The sequence below is a fragment of the Ensifer sp. Root423 genome, assembly GCF_001426275.1.
Lineage (GTDB): Bacteria > Pseudomonadota > Alphaproteobacteria > Rhizobiales > Rhizobiaceae > Ensifer > Ensifer adhaerens.
The window spans coordinates 61,917-80,692 of record NZ_LMEG01000005.1 but is presented as its reverse complement, the minus strand read 5'-3'; the positions used below and the strand labels follow the sequence as shown (position 1 = coordinate 80,692).

At 62.4% G+C, this 18,776-nt stretch carries 19 protein-coding genes and 1 pseudogene; 7 read left to right on the top strand and 13 right to left on the bottom strand.

Going from position 1 to position 18,776, the window contains the following annotated elements; genetic code table 11:
• Positions 1-263 precede the first annotated feature (263 nt).
• The 5 genes from pal to tolQ all read right to left on the bottom strand — a co-directional run bounded on the left by pal (position 264) and on the right by tolQ (position 4,778).
• A complete protein-coding gene (pal, locus tag ASD01_RS07940; protein WP_034806256.1) occupies positions 264-797 on the bottom strand; it encodes a peptidoglycan-associated lipoprotein Pal in 534 nt (177 codons plus the stop codon).
• 296 nt (positions 798-1,093) lie between these two features.
• Positions 1,094-2,407 carry a Tol-Pal system beta propeller repeat protein TolB gene (gene tolB, locus ASD01_RS07935; protein ID WP_034806253.1) on the bottom strand — a complete coding sequence of 438 codons (1,314 nt, stop codon included), beginning with the start codon at positions 2,405-2,407 and terminating at the stop codon, positions 1,094-1,096.
• Positions 2,408-2,486: 79 nt separating this feature from the next.
• Entirely contained in the window at positions 2,487-3,566 is a 1,080-nt protein-coding gene (locus ASD01_RS07930; protein WP_034806249.1) for a hypothetical protein, read from the bottom strand.
• A gap of 9 nt (positions 3,567-3,575) precedes the next feature.
• The gene (gene tolR / locus ASD01_RS07925) at positions 3,576-4,028 is read right to left on the bottom strand and encodes a protein TolR (protein ID WP_034806246.1); all 453 of its coding nucleotides are present in this window, start codon (positions 4,026-4,028) and stop codon (positions 3,576-3,578) included.
• Positions 4,029-4,055: 27 nt separating this feature from the next.
• Complete coding sequence (gene tolQ / locus ASD01_RS07920) at positions 4,056-4,778, bottom strand: protein TolQ (protein ID WP_034806243.1); 723 nt, start codon at positions 4,776-4,778, stop codon at positions 4,056-4,058.
• A 295-nt stretch (positions 4,779-5,073) separates the two neighbouring features.
• Between tolQ and ASD01_RS36585 the strand changes: the two are divergent.
• A pseudogene (locus tag ASD01_RS36585) lies at positions 5,074-5,383 on the top strand (hypothetical protein).
• The gene (gene ligD / locus ASD01_RS07915; protein ID WP_034806240.1) at positions 5,383-7,008 is read left to right on the top strand and encodes a non-homologous end-joining DNA ligase; all 1,626 of its coding nucleotides are present in this window, start codon (positions 5,383-5,385) and stop codon (positions 7,006-7,008) included. Before ASD01_RS36585 ends, ligD begins: the two are co-directional and overlap by 1 nt.
• On the opposite strand, the gene ASD01_RS07910 is transcribed toward ligD, so the two are convergent.
• The 3 genes from ASD01_RS07910 to ybgC all read right to left on the bottom strand — a co-directional run bounded on the left by ASD01_RS07910 (position 7,005) and on the right by ybgC (position 9,069).
• Positions 7,005-7,898, bottom strand: a complete 894-nt coding sequence (locus ASD01_RS07910; protein WP_034806237.1) for a haloalkane dehalogenase — start codon at positions 7,896-7,898, stop codon at positions 7,005-7,007. The genes ligD and ASD01_RS07910 overlap by 4 nt on opposite strands.
• Positions 7,891-8,487 carry a TetR/AcrR family transcriptional regulator gene (locus tag ASD01_RS07905; RefSeq protein ID WP_034806234.1) on the bottom strand — a complete coding sequence of 199 codons (597 nt, stop codon included), beginning with the start codon at positions 8,485-8,487 and terminating at the stop codon, positions 7,891-7,893. Before ASD01_RS07905 ends, ASD01_RS07910 begins: the two co-directional genes overlap by 8 nt.
• A 126-nt stretch (positions 8,488-8,613) precedes the next feature.
• The gene (gene ybgC / locus ASD01_RS07900) at positions 8,614-9,069 is read right to left on the bottom strand and encodes a tol-pal system-associated acyl-CoA thioesterase (RefSeq protein WP_034806232.1); all 456 of its coding nucleotides are present in this window, start codon (positions 9,067-9,069) and stop codon (positions 8,614-8,616) included.
• 124 nt (positions 9,070-9,193) lie between these two features.
• Here ybgC and ASD01_RS07895 point away from each other — a divergent pair, with 124 nt between their 5' ends.
• The 4 genes from ASD01_RS07895 (at position 9,194) to ASD01_RS07880 (ending at position 13,546) form a co-directional block, all read left to right on the top strand.
• Positions 9,194-10,414: an NAD-dependent epimerase/dehydratase family protein gene (locus ASD01_RS07895; RefSeq protein WP_034806229.1), complete on the top strand. Its 1,221-nt coding sequence runs from the start codon at positions 9,194-9,196 to the stop codon at positions 10,412-10,414.
• Positions 10,411-11,271: a glycosyltransferase gene (locus ASD01_RS07890; RefSeq protein ID WP_034806225.1), complete on the top strand. Its 861-nt coding sequence runs from the start codon at positions 10,411-10,413 to the stop codon at positions 11,269-11,271. Before ASD01_RS07895 ends, ASD01_RS07890 begins: the two co-directional genes overlap by 4 nt.
• A complete protein-coding gene (locus ASD01_RS07885) occupies positions 11,268-12,158 on the top strand; it encodes an NAD-dependent epimerase/dehydratase family protein (protein ID WP_034806222.1) in 891 nt (296 codons plus the stop codon). The genes ASD01_RS07890 and ASD01_RS07885 overlap by 4 nt, the downstream gene beginning before the upstream one ends.
• Before the next feature lie 179 nt (positions 12,159-12,337).
• Positions 12,338-13,546 carry a hypothetical protein gene (locus ASD01_RS07880; RefSeq protein ID WP_034806219.1) on the top strand — a complete coding sequence of 403 codons (1,209 nt, stop codon included), beginning with the start codon at positions 12,338-12,340 and terminating at the stop codon, positions 13,544-13,546.
• A 125-nt stretch (positions 13,547-13,671) separates the two neighbouring features.
• Here ASD01_RS07880 and ASD01_RS07875 read toward each other — a convergent pair whose 3' ends face one another.
• The 4 genes from ASD01_RS07875 to ruvC all read right to left on the bottom strand — a co-directional run bounded on the left by ASD01_RS07875 (position 13,672) and on the right by ruvC (position 16,911).
• Entirely contained in the window at positions 13,672-14,574 is a 903-nt protein-coding gene (locus tag ASD01_RS07875) for a metallophosphoesterase (RefSeq protein WP_034806217.1), read from the bottom strand.
• Entirely contained in the window at positions 14,575-15,618 is a 1,044-nt protein-coding gene (gene ruvB, locus ASD01_RS07870; protein WP_034806214.1) for a Holliday junction branch migration DNA helicase RuvB, read from the bottom strand. It abuts the gene before it with no gap.
• A gap of 96 nt (positions 15,619-15,714) precedes the next feature.
• On the bottom strand, positions 15,715-16,332 hold the full coding sequence (ruvA, locus tag ASD01_RS07865) for a Holliday junction branch migration protein RuvA (protein ID WP_034806211.1): 618 nt from the start codon (positions 16,330-16,332) through the stop codon (positions 15,715-15,717).
• 66 nt (positions 16,333-16,398) lie between these two features.
• The gene (gene ruvC, locus ASD01_RS07860) at positions 16,399-16,911 is read right to left on the bottom strand and encodes a crossover junction endodeoxyribonuclease RuvC (RefSeq protein WP_034806209.1); all 513 of its coding nucleotides are present in this window, start codon (positions 16,909-16,911) and stop codon (positions 16,399-16,401) included.
• A 170-nt stretch (positions 16,912-17,081) separates the two neighbouring features.
• Here ruvC and ASD01_RS07855 point away from each other — a divergent pair, with 170 nt between their 5' ends.
• Positions 17,082-18,083 (top strand): LLM class flavin-dependent oxidoreductase, encoded by a 1,002-nt coding sequence (locus ASD01_RS07855; RefSeq protein ID WP_034806655.1) that lies wholly within the window; start codon positions 17,082-17,084, stop codon positions 18,081-18,083.
• 10 nt (positions 18,084-18,093) lie between these two features.
• Here the strand turns inward: ASD01_RS07855 and ASD01_RS07850 are convergent, their stop codons facing one another.
• Entirely contained in the window at positions 18,094-18,723 is a 630-nt protein-coding gene (locus tag ASD01_RS07850) for an HAD hydrolase-like protein (protein WP_034806206.1), read from the bottom strand.
• Positions 18,724-18,776: the final 53 nt, after the last annotated feature.

Here is an 18,776-nt window from a genome sequence, read left to right as displayed (position 1 = left end):
TTCATTTGTCCTGTTCGAATACCGGTTGTCCCACCCTTGACCAGGGGCCCGCAATACATCTCGCCGAGTCATCTGGGTGATTGCCGCACAGTTTTCCAATTGCCCTGAAAAAGCAACGGAGTTCGGCCAAAGTGTGGTAAAAAAGCAAAGGGCGGCCAAGGGCCGCCCTTTTAATTTAGCGATCTGTGATCTCCGGAACACGCAACGCCTCCTGGGATCAAGTCGCGATTGCGGGCCACACAATGCGCGCGGCCGCGGCATCATTACATGCCGGCGCCACCGAGAACGGTAACGGCGCGGCGGTTCTGCGACCAGCAGGAAATGTCGTCGCAAACGGCGACCGGCTTTTCCTTGCCGTAGGAGATCGTCTTCATGCGGTTCGACGGAACGCCCTGGCTGATCAGGTAGTCGCGGGTCGAGGCCGCACGGCGGGCGCCGAGCGCCAGGTTGTACTCGCGCGTGCCGCGTTCGTCGGCATGGCCTTCGATGGTGATCGCGTAGTTCGGGTACTTGGCAAGCCACTGGGCCTGACGAGCGAGCGTCTGCTGCGCGTCGGCGCGGATCGAGGTGGAGTCGGTGTCAAAGAAGATGCGGTCGCCGACATTGACGGTGAAGTCCTGCTGCGAGCCCGGCGTTGCCGAACCGGCGCCACCGAGACCGAGTTCGCCAGCGCTGCCCGGCAGGTTCTTCTTCGATGCACAGCCAGCCAGGGCAAGCGTCATGACCAGGGCGATCATGACCGGGTTGCGAGCGATGGTCTGCATGCGGCCTGCGGCCGGGGTGTCAATTCGGCTCATACGCCGGTCTCCTTGAGAAGTGTCTGAATTCACGGTTGCCAGACTGTAACCGGAAGCGGTTAATCGCTATTCAACAGTTATGGTTAACAAATCGATAATTTCGGCTCGGGCCCTGCTAGACCAGCACTTTGCGGCGAGAAAGCGGCATCATTGCCACATTTTCCCGCCGCAAATCGGATCAGCCTGCAGCGGGATCAGGAAAAAAAGAGGCGGCTTTCCGCCGGCCTCCCGCCCTTAAGCGGACGAGAGGCGATCACGTTACTGGCTTTGGATCGGACGATCCAAAGCCACGTGAACTACTCGAGCAGCGGCGACCAGGCCGGGTCGGATGCGAAGCCCTGCGTCTGGATCAGCTGCTCGTTGTAACCCGACAGATCGATCGAATAGAGCTGCGGTCCGCCGGAACCGGCACCCTGGCGGAAGAACATCAGGACACGGCCATTCGGCGCCCAGGTCGGACCCTCGTTGTGGAAGCCGGTGGTCAGGATACGTTCGCCCGAACCGTCGGTCTTCATCACGCCGATCGAGAACTTGCCGCCCGACTGCTTGGTGAAGGCGATGAGGTCGCCACGCGGAGACCAGACCGGCGTCGAATAGGAGCCGTCGCCGAAGGAGATGCGGCGCTGGCCGGAACCGTCGGCACCCATGACGTAGATCTGCTGGCGGCCACCGCGGTCGCTTTCAAAGGCGATCTGGCTGCCATCCGGCGAATAGGACGGGGCGGTATCGATCGCGGCGGTGTTGGTCAGGCGCGTCGTGGTGCGCGAGCGCAGATCCATTGTGTAGATGTTGGCGTTGCCGTCCTGCTGCAGGCTCATGATGACCCGCTGGCCATCCGGCGAGAAGCGCGGCGAGAAGGTCATGCCGGGGAAGTTGCCGACGACCTCGCGCTGTCCGGTTTCCAGCTGCAGCAGGTAAACGCGCGGCTGCTGGTTTTCGAACGACATGTAGGTGACTTCCTGGCGGTTCGGCGAGAAGCGCGGCGTCAGAACGATGTCGTTGGAATTGGTGAGCGCACGGGCGTTGAAGCCGTCCTGGTCCATGATGGCGAGCTGACGCTTGCGTGCCGTCTTCGGGCCGCTTTCGGCGACATAGACGATGCGGGTGTCGAAATAGCCCTTTTCGCCGGTGACGCTCTGATAGATGGCGTCGGCGATGATGTGGGCCACGCGGCGCCAGTTTTCCGGCTGGGTGAAGAACTGCTGGCCGGTCATCTGCTTGTTACCGAACGTATCCCACAGGCGGAACTCGGCCTTCAGCCTGCCGTCGCCTTCCTGCGTCACGCGGCCGGTGACGAGCGCCTGCGCGTTGATGACCTTCCAGTCCTCGAAACGCGGCGTCGCATCCGGATTGCTGATCTTCTCGATGAACGCTCCCTTGTTGATCGGCGCGAACAGGCCCGAACGCTTCAGGTCCGCCGCAACCACGTCGGAAATCTTCTGGCCGAGTTCGCCCTGGAGAAAGTCCGTGACAGCGATCGGCAGCGGTTCGACGTTGCCCTTGTTGATGTTGATTTCAACTTCAGCATTTGCCGGTGTCACCGCCGCCACGACGGCGGCTAACATGCCCGCGGCCACCATCAGGGCGCGGAAAAGAGAGACCTTGATCATAGGGACAAGCCTTTCAGCTTCGTACGAAGGGTTTGCAGGGGTGGTTTGCTATCCGGCATGGGTTCCAATCCCGGCAGCTCTAGAGTGCGAATTCCGAGGGGTCGAAATTCAGCACGAGGGTATTCCATCCTTTTTCGCCCTCATATTTTTCAGGCGGGAGGTTCTGTAGCGGGGCCGAACGGCGGATCGCGCGCAAGGTGCTGCTTTCAACGGCACGGCGCGTACCTTCCGGACCGCCGGTTGCGGTAACCTCGGGTGTGCCGACGATATTGCCGGCGGGATCCAGCTGCACGCGCACCGTGACACGCACTTCCTCGACGCCGGTCAGGCCTGGCGTCAGCGACCAGTTGCCCTGGATCTGGCCCTTGACGCCATCGATCTCGTTGGCGCTCAAGCCCACACCAATGGTTTTCTTGCCGCCGAGCGCCGCTTCCTGTGTCGAGCGCTTGGCACCACCGGCGGAGGGATCCTGCCGGTTGAGAAGGGCGGCGATCTCGTCGGCGTTGAACTTGCTTTCCTCGGTGGAGGCAGCTTTCTTCTGTTCCTTCGGCGTCGCCTCGTTCTTGCGGTCTGGCGTCTTGGCGCTCTGGGCGGGCTTTTCGACCTTCGGCTTTGCCGCCGGCGTCGGCACCTTCTCAGGTAGCGCTTCGGCTTCCGGGTTCTCGGCCGGCTTTTCCTCGGCGGGTGCCGGCTCCGGCTTCGTCTCCGGCTTCACTTCCTGCTTCGGTTCGGGCAGAGCGGCAACTTCGGTCGCAGGTTCGGAGGCGGGCTTGGATTCCTCTACTTTCTTGATCTCTTGCTCGACCGGATCGGGCGTCGGCTCGGGCTTCTCGTTCTTTTCCGGAGAGGCCGTGGCTTCGCTCTTCGACGGCTTGGCGTTCGGCGTCGGCGGCGTCTTCAGGTCGGTATCGTTGTCGCCGATGTTTTCGGCAGGCTGGTTGGTCTCCGGCCGCTTGGTCGGAACCGGCGACGAGGTCTCCTTCTTCGGCGCCTTCTTGTCGCCCTGCTGAACCTGCGTCATCTCCGAATAGGGAACGATGTCGACAGGCAAAGCCTCGACGTCGGCGACCTGGAAGTCAGCCGGGCTGCCAAGCGACACCAGCGCCCAGGTCAAGACCATGGCGTGGAGGACAGCAGATGTAGCGAGACTGCCCTTCATCGTGGACGATCACTTTTCCTGTTCTTGCAGCGTGACGAGGCCGAGGTTCTTGAAACCGGCGGCCGAGATGCGGGCCATGACCTTCATGACCGTGCCGTAGTCGGCATTGGTGTCACCGCGCACATAGATGCGCTCGTTGTAGCCGGTGGTGGCGATCGCCTCGAGCTTCGGCACCACTTCGTCGATGGCGATCGCGGTTTCCTGCAGGTAGATCTCGCCTGCCGGGTTGACCGAGACAGTGATCGGCTGCGTATCGGAATTGAGCGCCTTTGCCTGCGTTTCCGGCAGATCGATCGGCACGCCGACCGTCATCATCGGTGCTGCCACCATGAAGATGATCAGGAGCACGAGCATGACGTCGACGAACGGCGTCACGTTGATCTCGCTCATCATGGCTTTCTTGCCGCCGCGGCGACGACGTCCGCCACCCGAACCCTTGGCTCCGCCAACCGACATACCCATCAGCGTGGTCTCCGTACTCTCTGGCGATTACTGCGCGGCCTGGCGCGGGTTCTGCAGCTTCTCGTCGATCTGCCGCGACAGGATGGCGGAGAATTCGTCGGCGAAAGCTTCCATGCGTGCCGACAGCTTGCCGGCGTCGGCCGAGAACTTGTTGTAGGCGATAACCGCGGGGATAGCGGCGAGCAGGCCGATCGCGGTGGCGAGCAGTGCTTCGGCGATACCGGGCGCCACGACCGCAAGGTTGGTCGACTTCGAACCGGCGATCGCCTGGAACGAGGTCATGATACCGACGACCGTACCGAAAAGGCCGATGAACGGGGCGGCCGAACCGATGGTCGCGAGCGAGCCGAGACGGGCTTCCAGCGATTCCGATTCCCGGGCGAGCGTCACGTCCATGGCGCGGTCGATACGCATCTGCAGGCCGATCGGCGAACGGGCGCCGCGCTCGAAGCTCTTCTTCCATTCGCGCATGGCGGACACGAAGATCGCACCCATGCCGGCCGTCTGGCGGTCGGCGAGCGTGCGGTAGAGTTCTTCCAGCGACTGGCCGGACCAGAACACCTGCTCGAAGCTGTCGAGCTGGCGGCGGACGCGGCCGTAGTTCAGCGTCTTGTCGACGACGATCGCCCAGGTCCAGACGGAGGCTGCGACCAGCCCCAGCATGACCAGCTTCACGACGAAGCCCGCTTGCATGAATAGCGACCAAAGGCTCACATCGTGTGTTGCCGCGGCCAATCCAACCTGTTCCATCGTCTTCAGTCCCCGAATCCAAACACCCGGCAAGAGCGGTTCATGCTCGTGACCGGGTAGCCCAAACGTCCTGTTTGCAAGAGTGCCCGGCACCGCCGCAGATCGCACCATCGCGACCTCAATTAGCTTTAGGTTGCCTTCTTGCCGTCAATTTTGGTCAAAGGATGACGTGCACTGCACAAATCCTGATGCGATGATTAAGACACCATTATGGTTAAGAGACCGTTACCGTCGTGTGTCTTTGCAGTATCACCCGGCGGTCGGAACTTAAGCGTTGCCGAGTACGTTCCTAGGGATGGCCCAACGAACGACAGGACAACGAAGCGAAGGAAAGTCCTCACCGGACCTTGATCCCCGGGACCGATTGATCCTCGCCCTTTGCGCCGAGCTCAAGGCCGAGCGGGAAACCCGCGCCGCCCTGGAGGACGCACTCCCACGGCGTCGTGTCGCTGGAAATCCTCCAGGCCATCATCTCCGATCCGGTTCCCGTGGTGACCGAGGAGGACATTGTTCGCATCGAACGGGTCCTCGCCCTCGATGCGGCCCGGTCCGCAATTCTGGCTAAGGACGCGCCGACCGTCCGGGGTCTCCGTGGAGGCGGGTGATGGCGTCCCTTCGCAGCCCGCTTGCCGAATACAACAAACGCCGCAACTTCGGCGAGACGCGCGAACCAAAGGGCAAGCTTGGTCGCGGCCGGTCCGGCCGCATGCGCTTTCTCGTGCAGAAGCATGACGCCACCCGGCTCCACTACGACTTGCGGCTGGAATGGGACGGTGTCTTGAAGAGCTGGGCGGTCACCCGCGGACCAAGCCTCAATCCGGAAGACAAGCGACTAGCTGTCAGAACCGAGGATCATCCGCTGGCCTATGGCGATTTCGAAGGCACAATCCCCGAAAAGCAATATGGCGGCGGCACCGTCATGTTGTGGGACAGCGGCTGGTGGGAGCCGGAAAACGATCCGGACGAGGGCTTGCGCGAGGGCAAGCTGACATTCCATCTTCACGGTCAGCGGATGCAAGGCGGGTGGGCATTGGTGCGGATGCGGTCACGCCCCGGTGAAAAGCGCGAGAACTGGCTGCTGATCAAGGAGGGTGACGAAATTGCCGCCGAGGATGGCAACGTTCTGCTGGAGAACCATCTGACGAGCGTCAGCACCGGCCGCACCATGGCCGAGATTGCCGATGGGAAGGGCGAACGCAAGAAGCATGTCTGGACCTCAAAGGGGGAGGACAAGGAGGCGAAGGCCGTGACAGTCAAAACATCCAAAACCGCAACGAAGCCCAAGGACAAAGCAGCAAAGCCGGCAAAGGCGAAGCAAGCCATATCGGACGAAACCGTGCTTGGGGTGCGCATCACTCATCCGGATCGCGTCCTGTTTGCTGACCAGGGCATCAGCAAGCTCGATCTCGCCCGCTACTACGCCGTCGTCGCCGATCGCATATTGCCCCATGCCGCCGAGCGTCTCCTGTCGCTCGTGCGTGCGCCGCAGGGCGTGAAGGGTCCGCGCTTCTACCAGAAACATGCGAGCGACGGTTTTCCCGACGAGATCAAGGAAGTCCCCGTCGAGGAAAGCTCCGGCGAAACGGAAAACTACATGTATGTGCGCGACGCCAAGGGGCTGGTCGCTGCGGTCCAGATGGGCACGCTGGAGTTCCATATCTGGGGATCGCATGTCGACAAGCTGGAGATCCCCGATCGACTGGTCTTCGACCTTGATCCTGACGAGGGTCTCGACTTCGAGATGGTCAAGGGTGCGGCCGTGGCCTTGCGCGATGCGCTCGATGAGATCGGGCTGAAATCGGCTCCGATGGTCACGGGCGGCAAGGGCGTCCATGTCATCGTGCCGCTGACGGCCCGCGCCAGCTGGCCGGAAGCCAAGGCCTTCGCCAAGACCTTTGCGCAAGGTTTCGCCGATCGCGAACCGGACCGGTTCATCGCCACCATGTCGAAGGAAAAGCGCAAAGGACGCATCTTCATCGACTGGCTGAGGAATGAGCGCGGCGCGACCGCCATTGCCCCCTACTCGACCCGGGCGCGCGCTGACGGACCGGTGGCGACGCCCATCAACTGGGATGAACTTGCCGATCTCAAGTCGGCCAACAGCTTCCACATCCCGGACATCCTCGAGCGGATCGAAAATGGCGCAGACCCCTGGCAGGATGTGTCCAAGATCAGGCAATCCCTGACCAAGACGATCCTGGGCAAGATCGGCGTGAACGAGGCGGACTAGGCCGCCGACGCCCCGCGCAATCCCTCGATCCACGAACGTAATGCCGTCCCGATCGCGTGCGGATGATCCTCCTGCAGGTAGTGCGCGCCCGCGCCGAGTTTCACCAGGCGGCAATTCGCAAGCTCGTCGGCATAAGCTTCCGCCTCCGCCGGTGAGATGAGCGCACCAGGGTCGCCCGAGAACAATAGCTTGGGATATCCTGAGGCGCGAAGCGTGGCGTGATCTGCCGTACTGATAGCGTAGAACTCAGAAGGCGCGCCCTCGATCGGCAGTTCACGCGGCAGGCGCAGCACGGGGCGGCGGGAAGATGGATCCGGAAACGGTGCCCGATAAGCAGCCATTTCCTCGTCGTTCAGTTGACGCAGGATCGCGTTCGGTACGACCCGTTCGATGAAGACGTTTTCCTCCAGGATCAGCCGCTCGCCGACGCCTTCAGTTCGGAACGCCCTGAACAGTTCGCGGGCCTGAGGCTTTTGATGAAACGCCTCATAAGTTTCAGCCGGCCGGATATATTCCATGAAGGCGAGGCCGAGCACCTTCTCCCGATTGAGTGCGGCAAAGTGGAAGGCAAGCGCCGTTCCCCAATCCTGCGCGACCAGGAAAAGTGGACCGGGAGCGACCTTTTCGATGAAGGCTTCGAGATAGCGGAACTGGTCGAGGAAGGTGTAGTCGATGTCGGGCTTGTCGGATTGGCCATAGCCGATCAGATCCGGTGCAACGCAGCGCCCGACCGGTGTCACATGCGGCAAGATGTTCCGCCAGATATAGGACGACGTCGGGTTGCCGTGGAGAAACAGGACCGTCGGTCCCGTGCCTTTTTCGATATAGGCCATCGACGATCCGAAAATGTCGACGAATGACTTGCCCGCTGCGAATGCCTCTTCACGCATGCTTCCCTCCATCAAACACGGTTGAAAAAACGATCGTCCTGAACGTTGCAAGCGGCGCCGGGCTGCGATCGACCTTCATGCGCAGCATGGCCCCCTGCCAGGCGCTGAGCAGGAAGTCGGCAAGCTCGGCCGCCGAGCCGAGCGGAGCGATTTCGCCCTTCTCCAGCCCTTCGGCGATGCAGGCCTCGAAGGGACCGCGCCAGGTCGCAAAGAGTTTCGACAGATGCGCCCTGAGCCGTTCATTGTCGAAGGAGGCTTCGAGGCTGAGATTGCCGATCATGCAGCCGCGGCTGTAGTCGGCGTCAGCCAGCTTGCCGGTGATGAGGTCGATGTAGCGACGCAACCGGTCGACGGAGCGCACGCTTCTGTCGCCAAGCGCCTCTTCCACGAGGCCCGAGACATAGGCGAAGTAGCGATCGAGCACCTCGATGACGAAGTCTTCCTTGGACGTGAAGTGATTGGTGAAGGACCCAGGACGGGCGCCCGCAGCCTCGACGATGTCGCGTACGCCGGTCCCGGCGTAGCCTGTGTTCCATACGAGCTGATCGCCCGCCTTCAGAAGATTTTCGCGTATCGATTTTCTGGACATGGCGAAATAATACGTACGTACGTATTATTGTCAATGCACTGAATCGAATGCAGTGAAAACGCGCGTCCACCAACGAAAAACGCCCCTGGAAGGGGCGCCGTGTCTCCGTTCGACTGAAGGAGAGCTCTAGCCCGCGCTCTCCTTCGCATGATGGAATTTGTAGGCGAGCGCCTCGGGCAGCCGCCGTGGCCGACCCTGGCCGTTGATCACGGCGATGATCACCTTGGCGGCGATCAGCAACTGCTCGCCGCGGCGGATCTCCTGCTGCAGCACCATCTTGGCGCCGCCGGCCTTCTCGGTGACGGTGGTAATCGTCAGGATGTCATCCATGCGCGCCGGCAGCTTGAAGTCGATCTCCATGCGATGGACGACGAAGACGAGGCCTTCGCTGTCGCCCTCGATCGCCAGCGTTGCCTGCTCGACGCCGAGCAGCCGCAGGAAATCGGTGCGGGCGCGCTCCATGAAATGCAGGTAGCGGGCGTGATAGACGACGCCGGAAAAGTCGGTGTCTTCGTAATAGACGCGCTGGATCAGCTGATGGCCGTTTTCGGTCAGTTCGCCTGCGAGCGAAATCAGGGACATACTTTTCTCCGAAAGAATTTCCCGTTTCCTGTGCAGGAACAAAAAGCCGTTTGCAAGCATTGCAGCCTTGTCACAATCCTATCCTATCACGTGACGGACTTCCTTTGCGATCAGGAGAACGTGCATGAAGATTGCGATTCTCGGCGGCGACGGTTTCGTCGGTTGGCCCACGGCCCTTCATTTGTCCGATGCCGGTCACGACGTTCATATCCTCGACAATCTCTCCCGCCGATGGATCGATACGGAACTGGGCGTGCAATCGCTGACGCCGATGGATTCGATCCAGGAACGCACGCGTATCTGGCATGCCGAAACCGGCCGGCGCATCCATTTCAACCTGATCGATCTCGCCCGCGACTACGAACTCCTGAAGAACTGGCTCGCCGACCATCGCCCTGACGCCATCGTGCATTTTGCCGAACAGCGTGCCGCGCCCTATTCGATGAAGAGCGACCGCCACAAGAACTACACGGTCAACAACAACGTCAACGCCACGCACAATCTTCTGAACGCGCTGGTCGAACTCAGCCTCGACGCCCACCTCGTGCATCTCGGCACCATGGGCGTCTACGGCTACTCCACCATCGGCGCGGCGATCCCCGAGGGCTATCTGCCTGTCGGCATCGAAACGATGGGCGGCGAGACCGTCAGCCAGGAGATCCTCTACCCCTCCAATCCCGGCTCGATCTACCACATGACCAAGTGCCTGGATCAGTTGCTCTTCCAGTTCTATGCCAAGAACGACGGGCTTCGGATCACCGACCTGCACCAGGGCATCGTCTGGGGTACGCATACCGAGCAGACGCGCCGCCACGCCCAGCTCATCAACCGCTTCGACTATGACGGCGACTATGGCACCGTGCTCAATCGTTTCCTCATCCAGGCGGCAATCGGTTATCCGCTGACCGTGCACGGCACCGGCGGCCAGACCCGCGCCTTCATTCACATCCAGGATTCGGTGCGATGCATCGAGCTGGCGCTCACGAACCCACCGGCGCGCGGCAGCCGTGTCGAGATCTTCAACCAGATGACCGAGACCCACCGGGTGCGCGATCTCGCCGAAATGATCGCCTCGATATCGGGGGCCGAGATCGCCCGGTTGCCGAACCCGCGCAAGGAAGCTGCCGAGAACGAACTCGTCGTGCACAACGAGAAATTCCTGAGCCTCGGTCTCAACCCGACGCGGCTGCAGGACGGATTGCTTTCGGAAATCGTCGATGTCGCCAAGAAATTCGCCTATCGTGTCGACAGAACGCGCGTGCCCGCCGTCTCCGCCTGGACCAAGGACATCGCGCCGCTGATCAACCACGACCCAGAGGGCAAGCGGCTGAAATCCGTTTCATGACATCGAACGATCCTTCGGAGGGGCTCCGCCCCTCCTCGCCTCCCCAAGCCGACCATGCCTATGTGACGCTCGTCACCAATGCCGATTATGCGCTTGGCGCCCGCGCACTGGCGCGCTCCATAACACGCACGGGCACGAGGGCCGATATCGTCGTGCTGCACACGGGCGGCGTTTCTGTCGATGTACTGGCGCCGCTTGCCGAATTCGGCTGCCGGCTGGTGGAGACCAACCTTCTGCCGCTTTCCGACGCCTTCAACGCGCGCCACCAGCGCCGGAACGTGCATGATAAGGCGCCCTTCACGAAAGGCCGAAAGCCCGACTTCCACTCGCCGCTCGACAACTTCTGCAAGCTCCGGCTCTGGCAGCTTACCGAATATCGGCGCTGCGTCTTCATCGACGCCGATGCGGTCGTGCTCCGGAACATCGACCGGCTGTTTGCCTATCCGGAATTCTCCGCTGCCCCCAATGTCTACGAAAGCCTTGCGGACTTTCATCGGCTGAATTCCGGCGTCTTCGTCGCCGAACCGTCAATGGCGACCTTCGACAGGATGATCACCCAGCTTGATGCGCCGGACGCCTTCTGGCCGCGCACCGACCAGACCTTCCTGCAAGCCTTCTTCCCGGACTGGCACGGTCTGCCAGTGACGATGAACATGCTGCAATATGTCTGGTTCAACCTGCCCGAACTCTGGGACTGGGGCTCAATCGGCGTGCTGCACTACCAGTATGAAAAGCCCTGGGAGACGGATCATCCGCGCAGGGAGGCCCTGCAGCCGCTTATCGATCTCTGGCATGGCTACCTGACAGGAGACGATATTCCGGACATCGCATCGCTCACCAACCCGGTCCGCCGATGACCCGCGTGCTTGTCTCCGGCGGCACGGGCTTCGTCGGCCGCTTCATCGTCGAGCATCTGCTGCAGGCGGGGTACGAGGTTGTGATCGGCGGTCGCACGCGGGGCCCAAACACCTTCTTCAGCGGGCCTGTTGGTTTCGTGCCCCTGTCGCTCGATCCGACGAGCGATCACAGCGCGGCCTTTGGCAATGTCCAGTGTTTCGTCCATGCCGCCTTCCAGCACATCCCTGGCCGATATCGAGGCGGCGAAGGCGATGATCCCGAGAGCTTCCGCCGCGCCAATCTCGATGGTTCGGTCCGGCTTTTCGAAACGGCACGCGAACAGGGCGTAGGTCGCTGCATCTTCCTGTCGAGCCGCGCCGTCTACGGAACGCACCCAGCAGGCGCCGTGCTGTCGGAGGGATCGACCTGCCATCCCGAGAGCCTCTATGGCGCGCTCAAGCTTGCGGCGGAGCGGCAACTAGAACTGCTGGGCACGGACGACTTCAGGACAGCAAGCCTACGCGTCACCGGCGTCTACGGAGCACCGGGCAACGGGGCGTCGCACAAATGGCAGGCCCTGTTCGACGACTATCTGCAGGGCCGCCCGGTTGCACCGCGGGCCGGCACGGAAGTGCATGGCGACGATGTCGCAGCCGCCGTGCGCCTCGTGCTCGAAGCGGAAACGCGCCGCTTGCCGGTTTCGGTCTTCAACGTCTCCGATATCCTCGTCGACAACAGCATCATTCTGGAAATCGTTCGCCAAATCACCGGTTGTATGAACGACCTGCCCGAACCGGCCGCATTGACCGAATTCAACGCGATGGACTGTGGCCGTCTGCGCGCGCTCGGCTGGACGCCGGGCGGGCTCCCGCGGCTGCACGAGACGATCGAAAAGCTGCTCGGCTGAGACCCTGCGTAGAGCCGTTCTGTGTCGATCAAGGACTCCTTTAAGGAGTATTAATTTACAATTTAATACCCCAGGTTGCCGCCGAAAATCCGAGCTATCTTGGCTGCGCGGAACGGTTCCGGTCCGTGCAAAAAGCTCAACCCTCCCGTCGATCGACGGCGCTTCGAAGGAAATCAATCATGCCTATCGAGACGTTGAATCCTGAAGTCTGGAAGCTTGTCGGCACTTTGAACGGTGAATGGAAAACGAATGGCGGCAAGGATTTCGGCTGGGGCACGGTCAAGACCTCATCGCAAACCTTGACTGCAAACGCCTTGCTTTCGGTCTACAAGCTGATGCGCGGCAACCAGAATCTGACGCGCGACTACTACCTCGTCGTCGGGGATGTCTATCACGGCATCCAGGGTTCGCCGTCCACTCCGTCGTCCAACTGGGTATCGGTCGGCTTTTACGCCAATCACATGAAGCTGCGCCTCGAGACGAACTCGCAGCAGGCGCGGCTCGTAACGTTCGGGCCGAACAGCACCGTCGAGCAAGCGACGATCAGTTTCTCGATCGGCGGCGAACTCAGCGCCGAATACAGCAAGGAAGGCCCGAAGGGCGGCGCCTCGCTCAGCGCCAATGTCGGTGTCAGCTTCACGGCCTCCGAGGTTTCGTTTGCGGCACGCCCCGCAACGCAATCGATCGAGTGGCAGGCGAGATTGCCCCATGTCGGCTGGGTTTCGGCGGGAGTGCCGGCAAATCCCGGTCGCCCGTCCTATGCCGGTTACATCTGGAATGCGGCCGCGATCATCGAGGTCCCGCAAGGCGCGACGCCCAACTTCAAAGGGCGCTTCGAAGTGGACTTCGAGTTCAATTGGACGCGCGGCATTCGCAAGCGGTCGTTCACGCCCGAGATCGATCTCGTCTACCAGTCCCTTACCAGGACGGGCACCAGCGACATCGAGGTTATTCCGCCGCTGCCGACGATACTGGAGACATTGCGCTCCCTCGCCTCTTCGACCGGTCGGGACGGCAAGACCGACACCTTCCTGGCAGCGCTGGAAAACTCTCGTGTGATCGATGCGCTCGGCGACAGCAATCTTGACCAGATCGTCATCGCGCCAACCAACCTGGCCGTCCAGACTTACTTCGACCAGCACCCGCAAATCGCGCTTGAGGCCGTTTCGCCGGCAAACCAGGCCTGGCTCGATAGCTGGGTCGCCGAACGGATCATCAGCACACCGCCCGGCTCTGTTGAACTGGCAACACTCAGTGCGTCGGTAAAGAGCATGAGCGAGGGGGAATGGTACCAGTGCGCGGACGGCCTGCTGCTGGTCACCGACACCTATGAGGTGGCGTCCGGCCTGCGGGGCGCAGTGCGAAGCGGAGCCATCAGGGCCGCCTGACGCACCGTGACAAACGGGCGCCCTGCTCGGCTCAACAGAGCGGGCGGGCGGAAGCAAACAGGCCTGGCGTCGTCTTGATGCCAGGCTCTTTCAGCGCAAGACCGAACGAACCTGGAATTTGTCGCTCAGCCGAGATCGATCACCACGATCTCCGGCGGCATGCCGAAGCGAACCGGCGCAAGCGAGCAGCCGAGACCGCCGGAAACGATCAGATTGCAATCGTTCTCGGTCACATGGCCGTAGGCGTAACGCTCGCCGAAACGCGAGGGCACGACCGGCGCATAGCCGAGAAACCGCACCTGGCCGCCATGGGTATGGCCCGACAGTGTCAGCGCGACACGCGACGGAACACGCGGGAACACATCCGGCTCATGCGCCATGAGGATGACCGGATCGGTATCGCTCACCTGGGCGAGCGTACCATCGAGATCGTCGAGACCGCTCATGCGCTTGCGTTGCCACTTCTTGCCGGGCACCAAGGCAAGCTGATCTTCGAGGCCAGCGATCCAGAAGCCCTGCCCCTCCTTCTCCAGTCTCACCGCCCGGTTGCTATAGACGTTGATGCCGACGTCCTGCAGCGCCTTGTGCCCGAAGGTCGGCCCGCCGCCGTTCTTCTGCGCGGTCCGGTCTTCCCACCAGTCATGATTGCCCATGACCGCGTGGACGCCGAGCGGCGCCTCGAGTGTGGCCAGCGCCTTCGACCATTCGCTGGAATGCACATAGCTGGTGACGAGGTTCATGCCGGCCACATAGTCGCCGAGCAGCAGCGTGATATCGCCGCCAAGGCTGTTGGCCTGCCGGCAGATCGAAGCGATACGGCTTGCCGGCATCCAGGGCTCGCACGCGTGGATGTCGGTGAGCACGACGGCGCGCAGCTTGAGGCCTGGTGTCCAATTGGGTGGCGTCAGTTTGTATCGGGTGACGTTCAGCCGGGCCAGAGGTTCGACGGCAAAGGCGTAGCCGCCCAGTGCCGCCATGCTGACGATACCGCCGCCGATCAGTTTCAACAATCCGCGGCGGCTGATCATCTAGTCGTCGTCCTCTAATGTCAGGCGAAACTGGGTCGCCTCCATCTCCTTGGGGGGATTAAGGCCGATATGTTTCCAGGCATTGGCGGTCAAAATACGGCCGCGCGGCGTGCGTTGGATGAAGCCCTGCTGGATCAGATAGGGCTCGATGATGTCTTCGATCGCATCACGCGGCTCCGAAAGGCCCGCAGCGATGGTCTCGATGCCGACGGGACCGCCGCCAAAGTTCTGCGCGATCATGAAGAGGTAGCGCCGGTCGAGCTGGTCGAGGCCCATATTGTCGACGAGCAGCCGCGTCAGCGCCTCGTCCGCGAGCTCCTTGGTCACGGCTTCGGCACGCGCCACTTCGGCGAAGTCGCGCACCCGGCGCAACAGCCGGCCGGCGATGCGCGGCGTACCGCGGGCGCGGCGGGCGATCTCGCGGGCGCCGTCGTCGGTCATGCCGAGGCCCATCAGCCGGGCGCCACGCCGGACGATCGATTCCAGCTCTTCGACCGTGTAGAAATTGAGCCGCACCGGAATGCCGAAACGGTCGCGAAGCGGCGTCGTCAGAAGCCCGAGGCGGGTGGTTGCCGCCACCAGCGTGAACTTCGACAGGTCGATCTTCACCGACCGCGCCGCCGGGCCTTCGCCGATGATGAGGTCGAGCTGGAAGTCCTCCATCGCAGGATAGAGGATTTCCTCGACGGCCGGATTGAGCCGGTGAATTTCGTCGATGAAGAGCACGTCGCGCTCTTCGAGATTGGTGAGCAGGGCTGCGAGATCGCCGGCCTTGGCGATCACAGGGCCGGAGGTCGAGCGGAAATTGACGCCGAGCTCCTTGGCCATGATCTGCGCCAGCGTCGTCTTGCCGAGCCCGGGAGGGCCGACGAAGAGCACGTGGTCCAGCGCCTCGCCGCGATTTTTTGCCGCCTCGATGAAGATCTTCAGGTTGGCGCGCGCTTCCGCCTGGCCGGTGAAGTCATCCAGCGTCTGCGGGCGCATGGTCGCATCGAGGTCTTCACCGCGCTTTTCCGGCGTTATCAGGCGTGCGGCGTCAGTCATGCGTTCGTTCCATTCGGTCGGGCAGCTCAGCGCTGCAACCCGTCATCATGCCGGGCACGATGCGTTCTGCCTTCTGTGCCCGGCCAAGGCAAGCGTTCATCGCGCCAGCTCTTTCAGGCCAAGGCGAATGAGCTTGGCGCTGTCGCCGCCTTCGCCGCCGTTCTTCAAGGCCGCAGCAACGGCATTGGCCGCCTGGTCGCGCGAGTAGCCGAGATTGGTGAGCGCCGAAACCGCATCGGAAACCGGCGCGGAGGCGACGCCTTCGCCAAGCTCCTGCTTGAGGCCGATCGAGGCCGACATCTCGCCGGCGAAGGACGGCGCCTTGTTCTTCAGTTCCGTGACGATGCGCACCGCCACCTTGGGCCCGACACCGGGCGCACGGGAGACGGAGGTCTTGTCCTGCAGCGCGATCGCATTGGCCAATTCCCCCGGCGTCAGGGTGGAAAGCACGGCCAGCGCCACTTTCGAGCCGACCCCCTGCACGCTCTGCAACAGCCGGAACCATTCCCGCTCCAGCGCCGTCAGGAAGCCGAACAGCTTCAACTGGTCTTCGCGCACATACGTCTCGATGAAGAGCACCGCCGCCTCGCCCGCCGATCCGAGCCTGGACAGCGTGCGCGCCGAACAAAAGGCAACGTAGCCGACGCCATGCACATCGAGCACGACGTGATCCTCGGCGATCTCGTCGATGGTACCCTTCAATTTGCCGATCATGTGGCGTCTCTCGCGGTGGGTTCTGGATGGTCACCGGACCATCGGAAATTATCGTGTCGGGCGCAACTACGCCATCAATGCGGCAAGCCGGCTCGTCACCGATTGCCGGTTGTGGGCATGGCAGATAGCGATCGCCAGTGCGTCCGCCGCATCGTTGCCCTTGAACTCGGCCTTCGGCATCAGAACCTTCAGCATCATGTGGATCTGCTGCTTCTCGCCATGACCGACGCCGATCACCGCCTTCTTGACCGCGTTCGGCGCATATTCGGCGACCCTGAGGCCTGCTCGTGCCGGCACCAGCATGGCGATGCCGCGCGCCTGGCCGAGTTTCAGCGTCGCTGTCGCGTCCTTGTTGACGAAGGTCTGCTCCACCGCCGCCTCGTGTGGCTGATAGCTGTGCACCACCTCGGCAAGGCCGTCATGCAGCTGGCAAAGTCTGGAGGCGAGGTCCATGTCGCCATCCGACGTCACCGTGCCCGAGGCGACGAAACGCAACGAATTGCCGAGCGTCTCGATGATGCCCCAGCCGGTACGACGGAGCCCCGGATCGATGCCGATGATGCGAATCGTGGTCTGCATGAATTTCACCCTATGATGTCAGTCCGGACGCTGCCAGCAAAAAGTGAACAAAACAAAAACATACGCACAGTGGAGGCGCGGCCCCAGGTTTTCTTCGGCACCGCCCTTGGATTGAGGAAAATTGAGCTTACATAGCCTTGCATCAATTTCTCTCAATAAAGGCCTTTGCCATGGCGACTTTCTCCGTCCTCGATCTTTCCCCGATCACTGAAGGCGGCAGCGTCGCCCAATCGCTGGAGAATTCGCGCCGTCTGGCCCAGGCGGCCGAGGAGAACGGCTACACCCGCTTCTGGCTGGCCGAACATCACGGCATGAAGGGCATCGCCAGTGCGGCGACCTCGATCGTGATCTCGCACGTGGCGGCAGCGACGAAGACGATCCGTGTCGGCTCCGGCGGCATCATGCTGCCGAACCACTCGCCGCTTGTCATCGCCGAACAGTTCGGAACGCTCGCCGCCCTCTACCCCGGCCGCATCGACCTCGGCCTCGGCCGTGCGCCCGGAACCGACATGCGCACCGCCCAGGCCCTCCGACGCAACATGGAGGCGAGCGGCAACAACTTCCCGAACGACGTCGTCGAACTGCAGGCACTGCTCGGCCCCGTCGCCGAGGACCAGAAGATCATCGCCGTGCCCGGCGCCGACACCAATGTGCCGATCTGGCTGCTCGGCTCAAGCCATTTCAGCGCCCATCTCGCCGGCATGCTCGGCCTGCCCTTCGCCTTCGCCTCGCATTTCGCGCCGGACATGCTGCTCTCGGCGCTGGAGATCTACCGCGAGCGCTTCACCCCCTCCGAGACCCTTGCCAAGCCGCAGGTGATGGTCGGCGTCATGGGGGTTGCCGCCGATACGGACGAGGAGGCGAACTACCTCTTCACCTCCATGCAGCAATCCTTCGTGGCCCTGCGCCGCAACGCGCGCGGGCAGTTTCCGCCGCCGGTCCAGTCGATGGATGGGCTTTGGAGCTATGACGAGAAGATCTTCGTCGACCATTCGATGATGTATGCGGTGGTCGGAGGGCCAGAGACGATCCGGCGCAAGATCGGGGCGTTCCTCGAGCAGACAAAGGCCGACGAACTGATCATCTCCATGCCGATCTTCCACATGCAGGCGCGGCTGAATTCGCTTCGCCTCTTCGCCGACGCCCAGCGCGATCTCGCCAAGGCGGCGTAAAGCCGGCCGATCAGATCGCCCCGAAAGCGGGTGCGATCTCTTCCAGATTGGCAAAGAACCGATCCGGCCCGAGCCCTTGCAGGAAGACCGGGTCGGCATAGCCCCAGGCAACCGCACCGGCCGCCACGCCCGCCTTTCGCGCCGCATCGATATCGCGCGCCTCGTCGCCGATCGCCAGGATGCGAGCCGCATCGAGGCCGGAGTGCCGGATCGCACGCTTGAAGTGCTGTGCCTTGCCGAAAAGCGCGGCACCGCATTCGAAGAGGTCAATCGTCGCTGCCGCTTCGCCGAGTGCGGCGCGAATACCCTGCTCCGCGTTCGAACTCACGATCGCAATGCCGATGCCCGCCGCCTTCAATTTCCAGAGAAGCTCAGCGGCGCCCGGAAACAGCCGGACGCTTGCCGCTTCAGTCGCCATGGCACGGCGCATGAAGGTGGCGATCTGCGGCAGTTTCCAAACGGGCACGCCGAGATGCGCGATGATCTCGCGGCTGCCCATGGTGCGCAACGACTGGAACTCCTCGACCGAGAGTTCGCGGAAGCCGTAGCGCCGTGCAGCCGCGTTGCACGCCGTCATGAAACTCGCCGCCGTATCGGCAAGCGTGCCGTCGAAATCGAAGATCGCGAATTCATAGGTCATCGGGCCATCCAAAGAAAAACCCGCGGCCTTTCGGACGCGGGTGAAAATTCTGC

Excerpts from the sequence above, each read along its gene's own strand:
- pal (WP_034806256.1), bottom strand. The coding sequence starts at position 797 with ATGAGCCGAATTGACACCCCGGCCGCAGGCCGCATGCAGACCATCGCT.
- ASD01_RS07890 (WP_034806225.1), top strand. The coding sequence starts at position 10,411 with ATGACATCGAACGATCCTTCGGAGGGGCTCCGCCCCTCCTCGCCTCCC.
- ASD01_RS07880 (WP_034806219.1), top strand. The coding sequence starts at position 12,338 with ATGCCTATCGAGACGTTGAATCCTGAAGTCTGGAAGCTTGTCGGCACT.
- ybgC (WP_034806232.1), bottom strand. The coding sequence starts at position 9,069 with ATGTCCCTGATTTCGCTCGCAGGCGAACTGACCGAAAACGGCCATCAG.
- tolQ (WP_034806243.1), bottom strand. The coding sequence starts at position 4,778 with ATGGAACAGGTTGGATTGGCCGCGGCAACACACGATGTGAGCCTTTGG.
- ASD01_RS07855 (WP_034806655.1), top strand. The coding sequence starts at position 17,082 with ATGGCGACTTTCTCCGTCCTCGATCTTTCCCCGATCACTGAAGGCGGC.
- ASD01_RS07905 (WP_034806234.1), bottom strand. The coding sequence starts at position 8,487 with ATGTCCAGAAAATCGATACGCGAAAATCTTCTGAAGGCGGGCGATCAG.
- tolB (WP_034806253.1), bottom strand. The coding sequence starts at position 2,407 with ATGATCAAGGTCTCTCTTTTCCGCGCCCTGATGGTGGCCGCGGGCATG.
- ruvB (WP_034806214.1), bottom strand. The coding sequence starts at position 15,618 with ATGACTGACGCCGCACGCCTGATAACGCCGGAAAAGCGCGGTGAAGAC.
- ruvC (WP_034806209.1), bottom strand. The coding sequence starts at position 16,911 with ATGCAGACCACGATTCGCATCATCGGCATCGATCCGGGGCTCCGTCGT.
- ASD01_RS07885 (WP_034806222.1), top strand. The coding sequence starts at position 11,268 with ATGACCCGCGTGCTTGTCTCCGGCGGCACGGGCTTCGTCGGCCGCTTC.
- ruvA (WP_034806211.1), bottom strand. The coding sequence starts at position 16,332 with ATGATCGGCAAATTGAAGGGTACCATCGACGAGATCGCCGAGGATCAC.
- ASD01_RS07875 (WP_034806217.1), bottom strand. The coding sequence starts at position 14,574 with ATGATCAGCCGCCGCGGATTGTTGAAACTGATCGGCGGCGGTATCGTC.
- ASD01_RS07895 (WP_034806229.1), top strand. The coding sequence starts at position 9,194 with ATGAAGATTGCGATTCTCGGCGGCGACGGTTTCGTCGGTTGGCCCACG.
- ASD01_RS07850 (WP_034806206.1), bottom strand. The coding sequence starts at position 18,723 with ATGACCTATGAATTCGCGATCTTCGATTTCGACGGCACGCTTGCCGAT.
- tolR (WP_034806246.1), bottom strand. The coding sequence starts at position 4,028 with ATGGGTATGTCGGTTGGCGGAGCCAAGGGTTCGGGTGGCGGACGTCGT.
- ligD (WP_034806240.1), top strand. The coding sequence starts at position 5,383 with ATGGCGTCCCTTCGCAGCCCGCTTGCCGAATACAACAAACGCCGCAAC.
- ASD01_RS07910 (WP_034806237.1), bottom strand. The coding sequence starts at position 7,898 with ATGCGTGAAGAGGCATTCGCAGCGGGCAAGTCATTCGTCGACATTTTC.
- ASD01_RS07930 (WP_034806249.1), bottom strand. The coding sequence starts at position 3,566 with ATGAAGGGCAGTCTCGCTACATCTGCTGTCCTCCACGCCATGGTCTTG.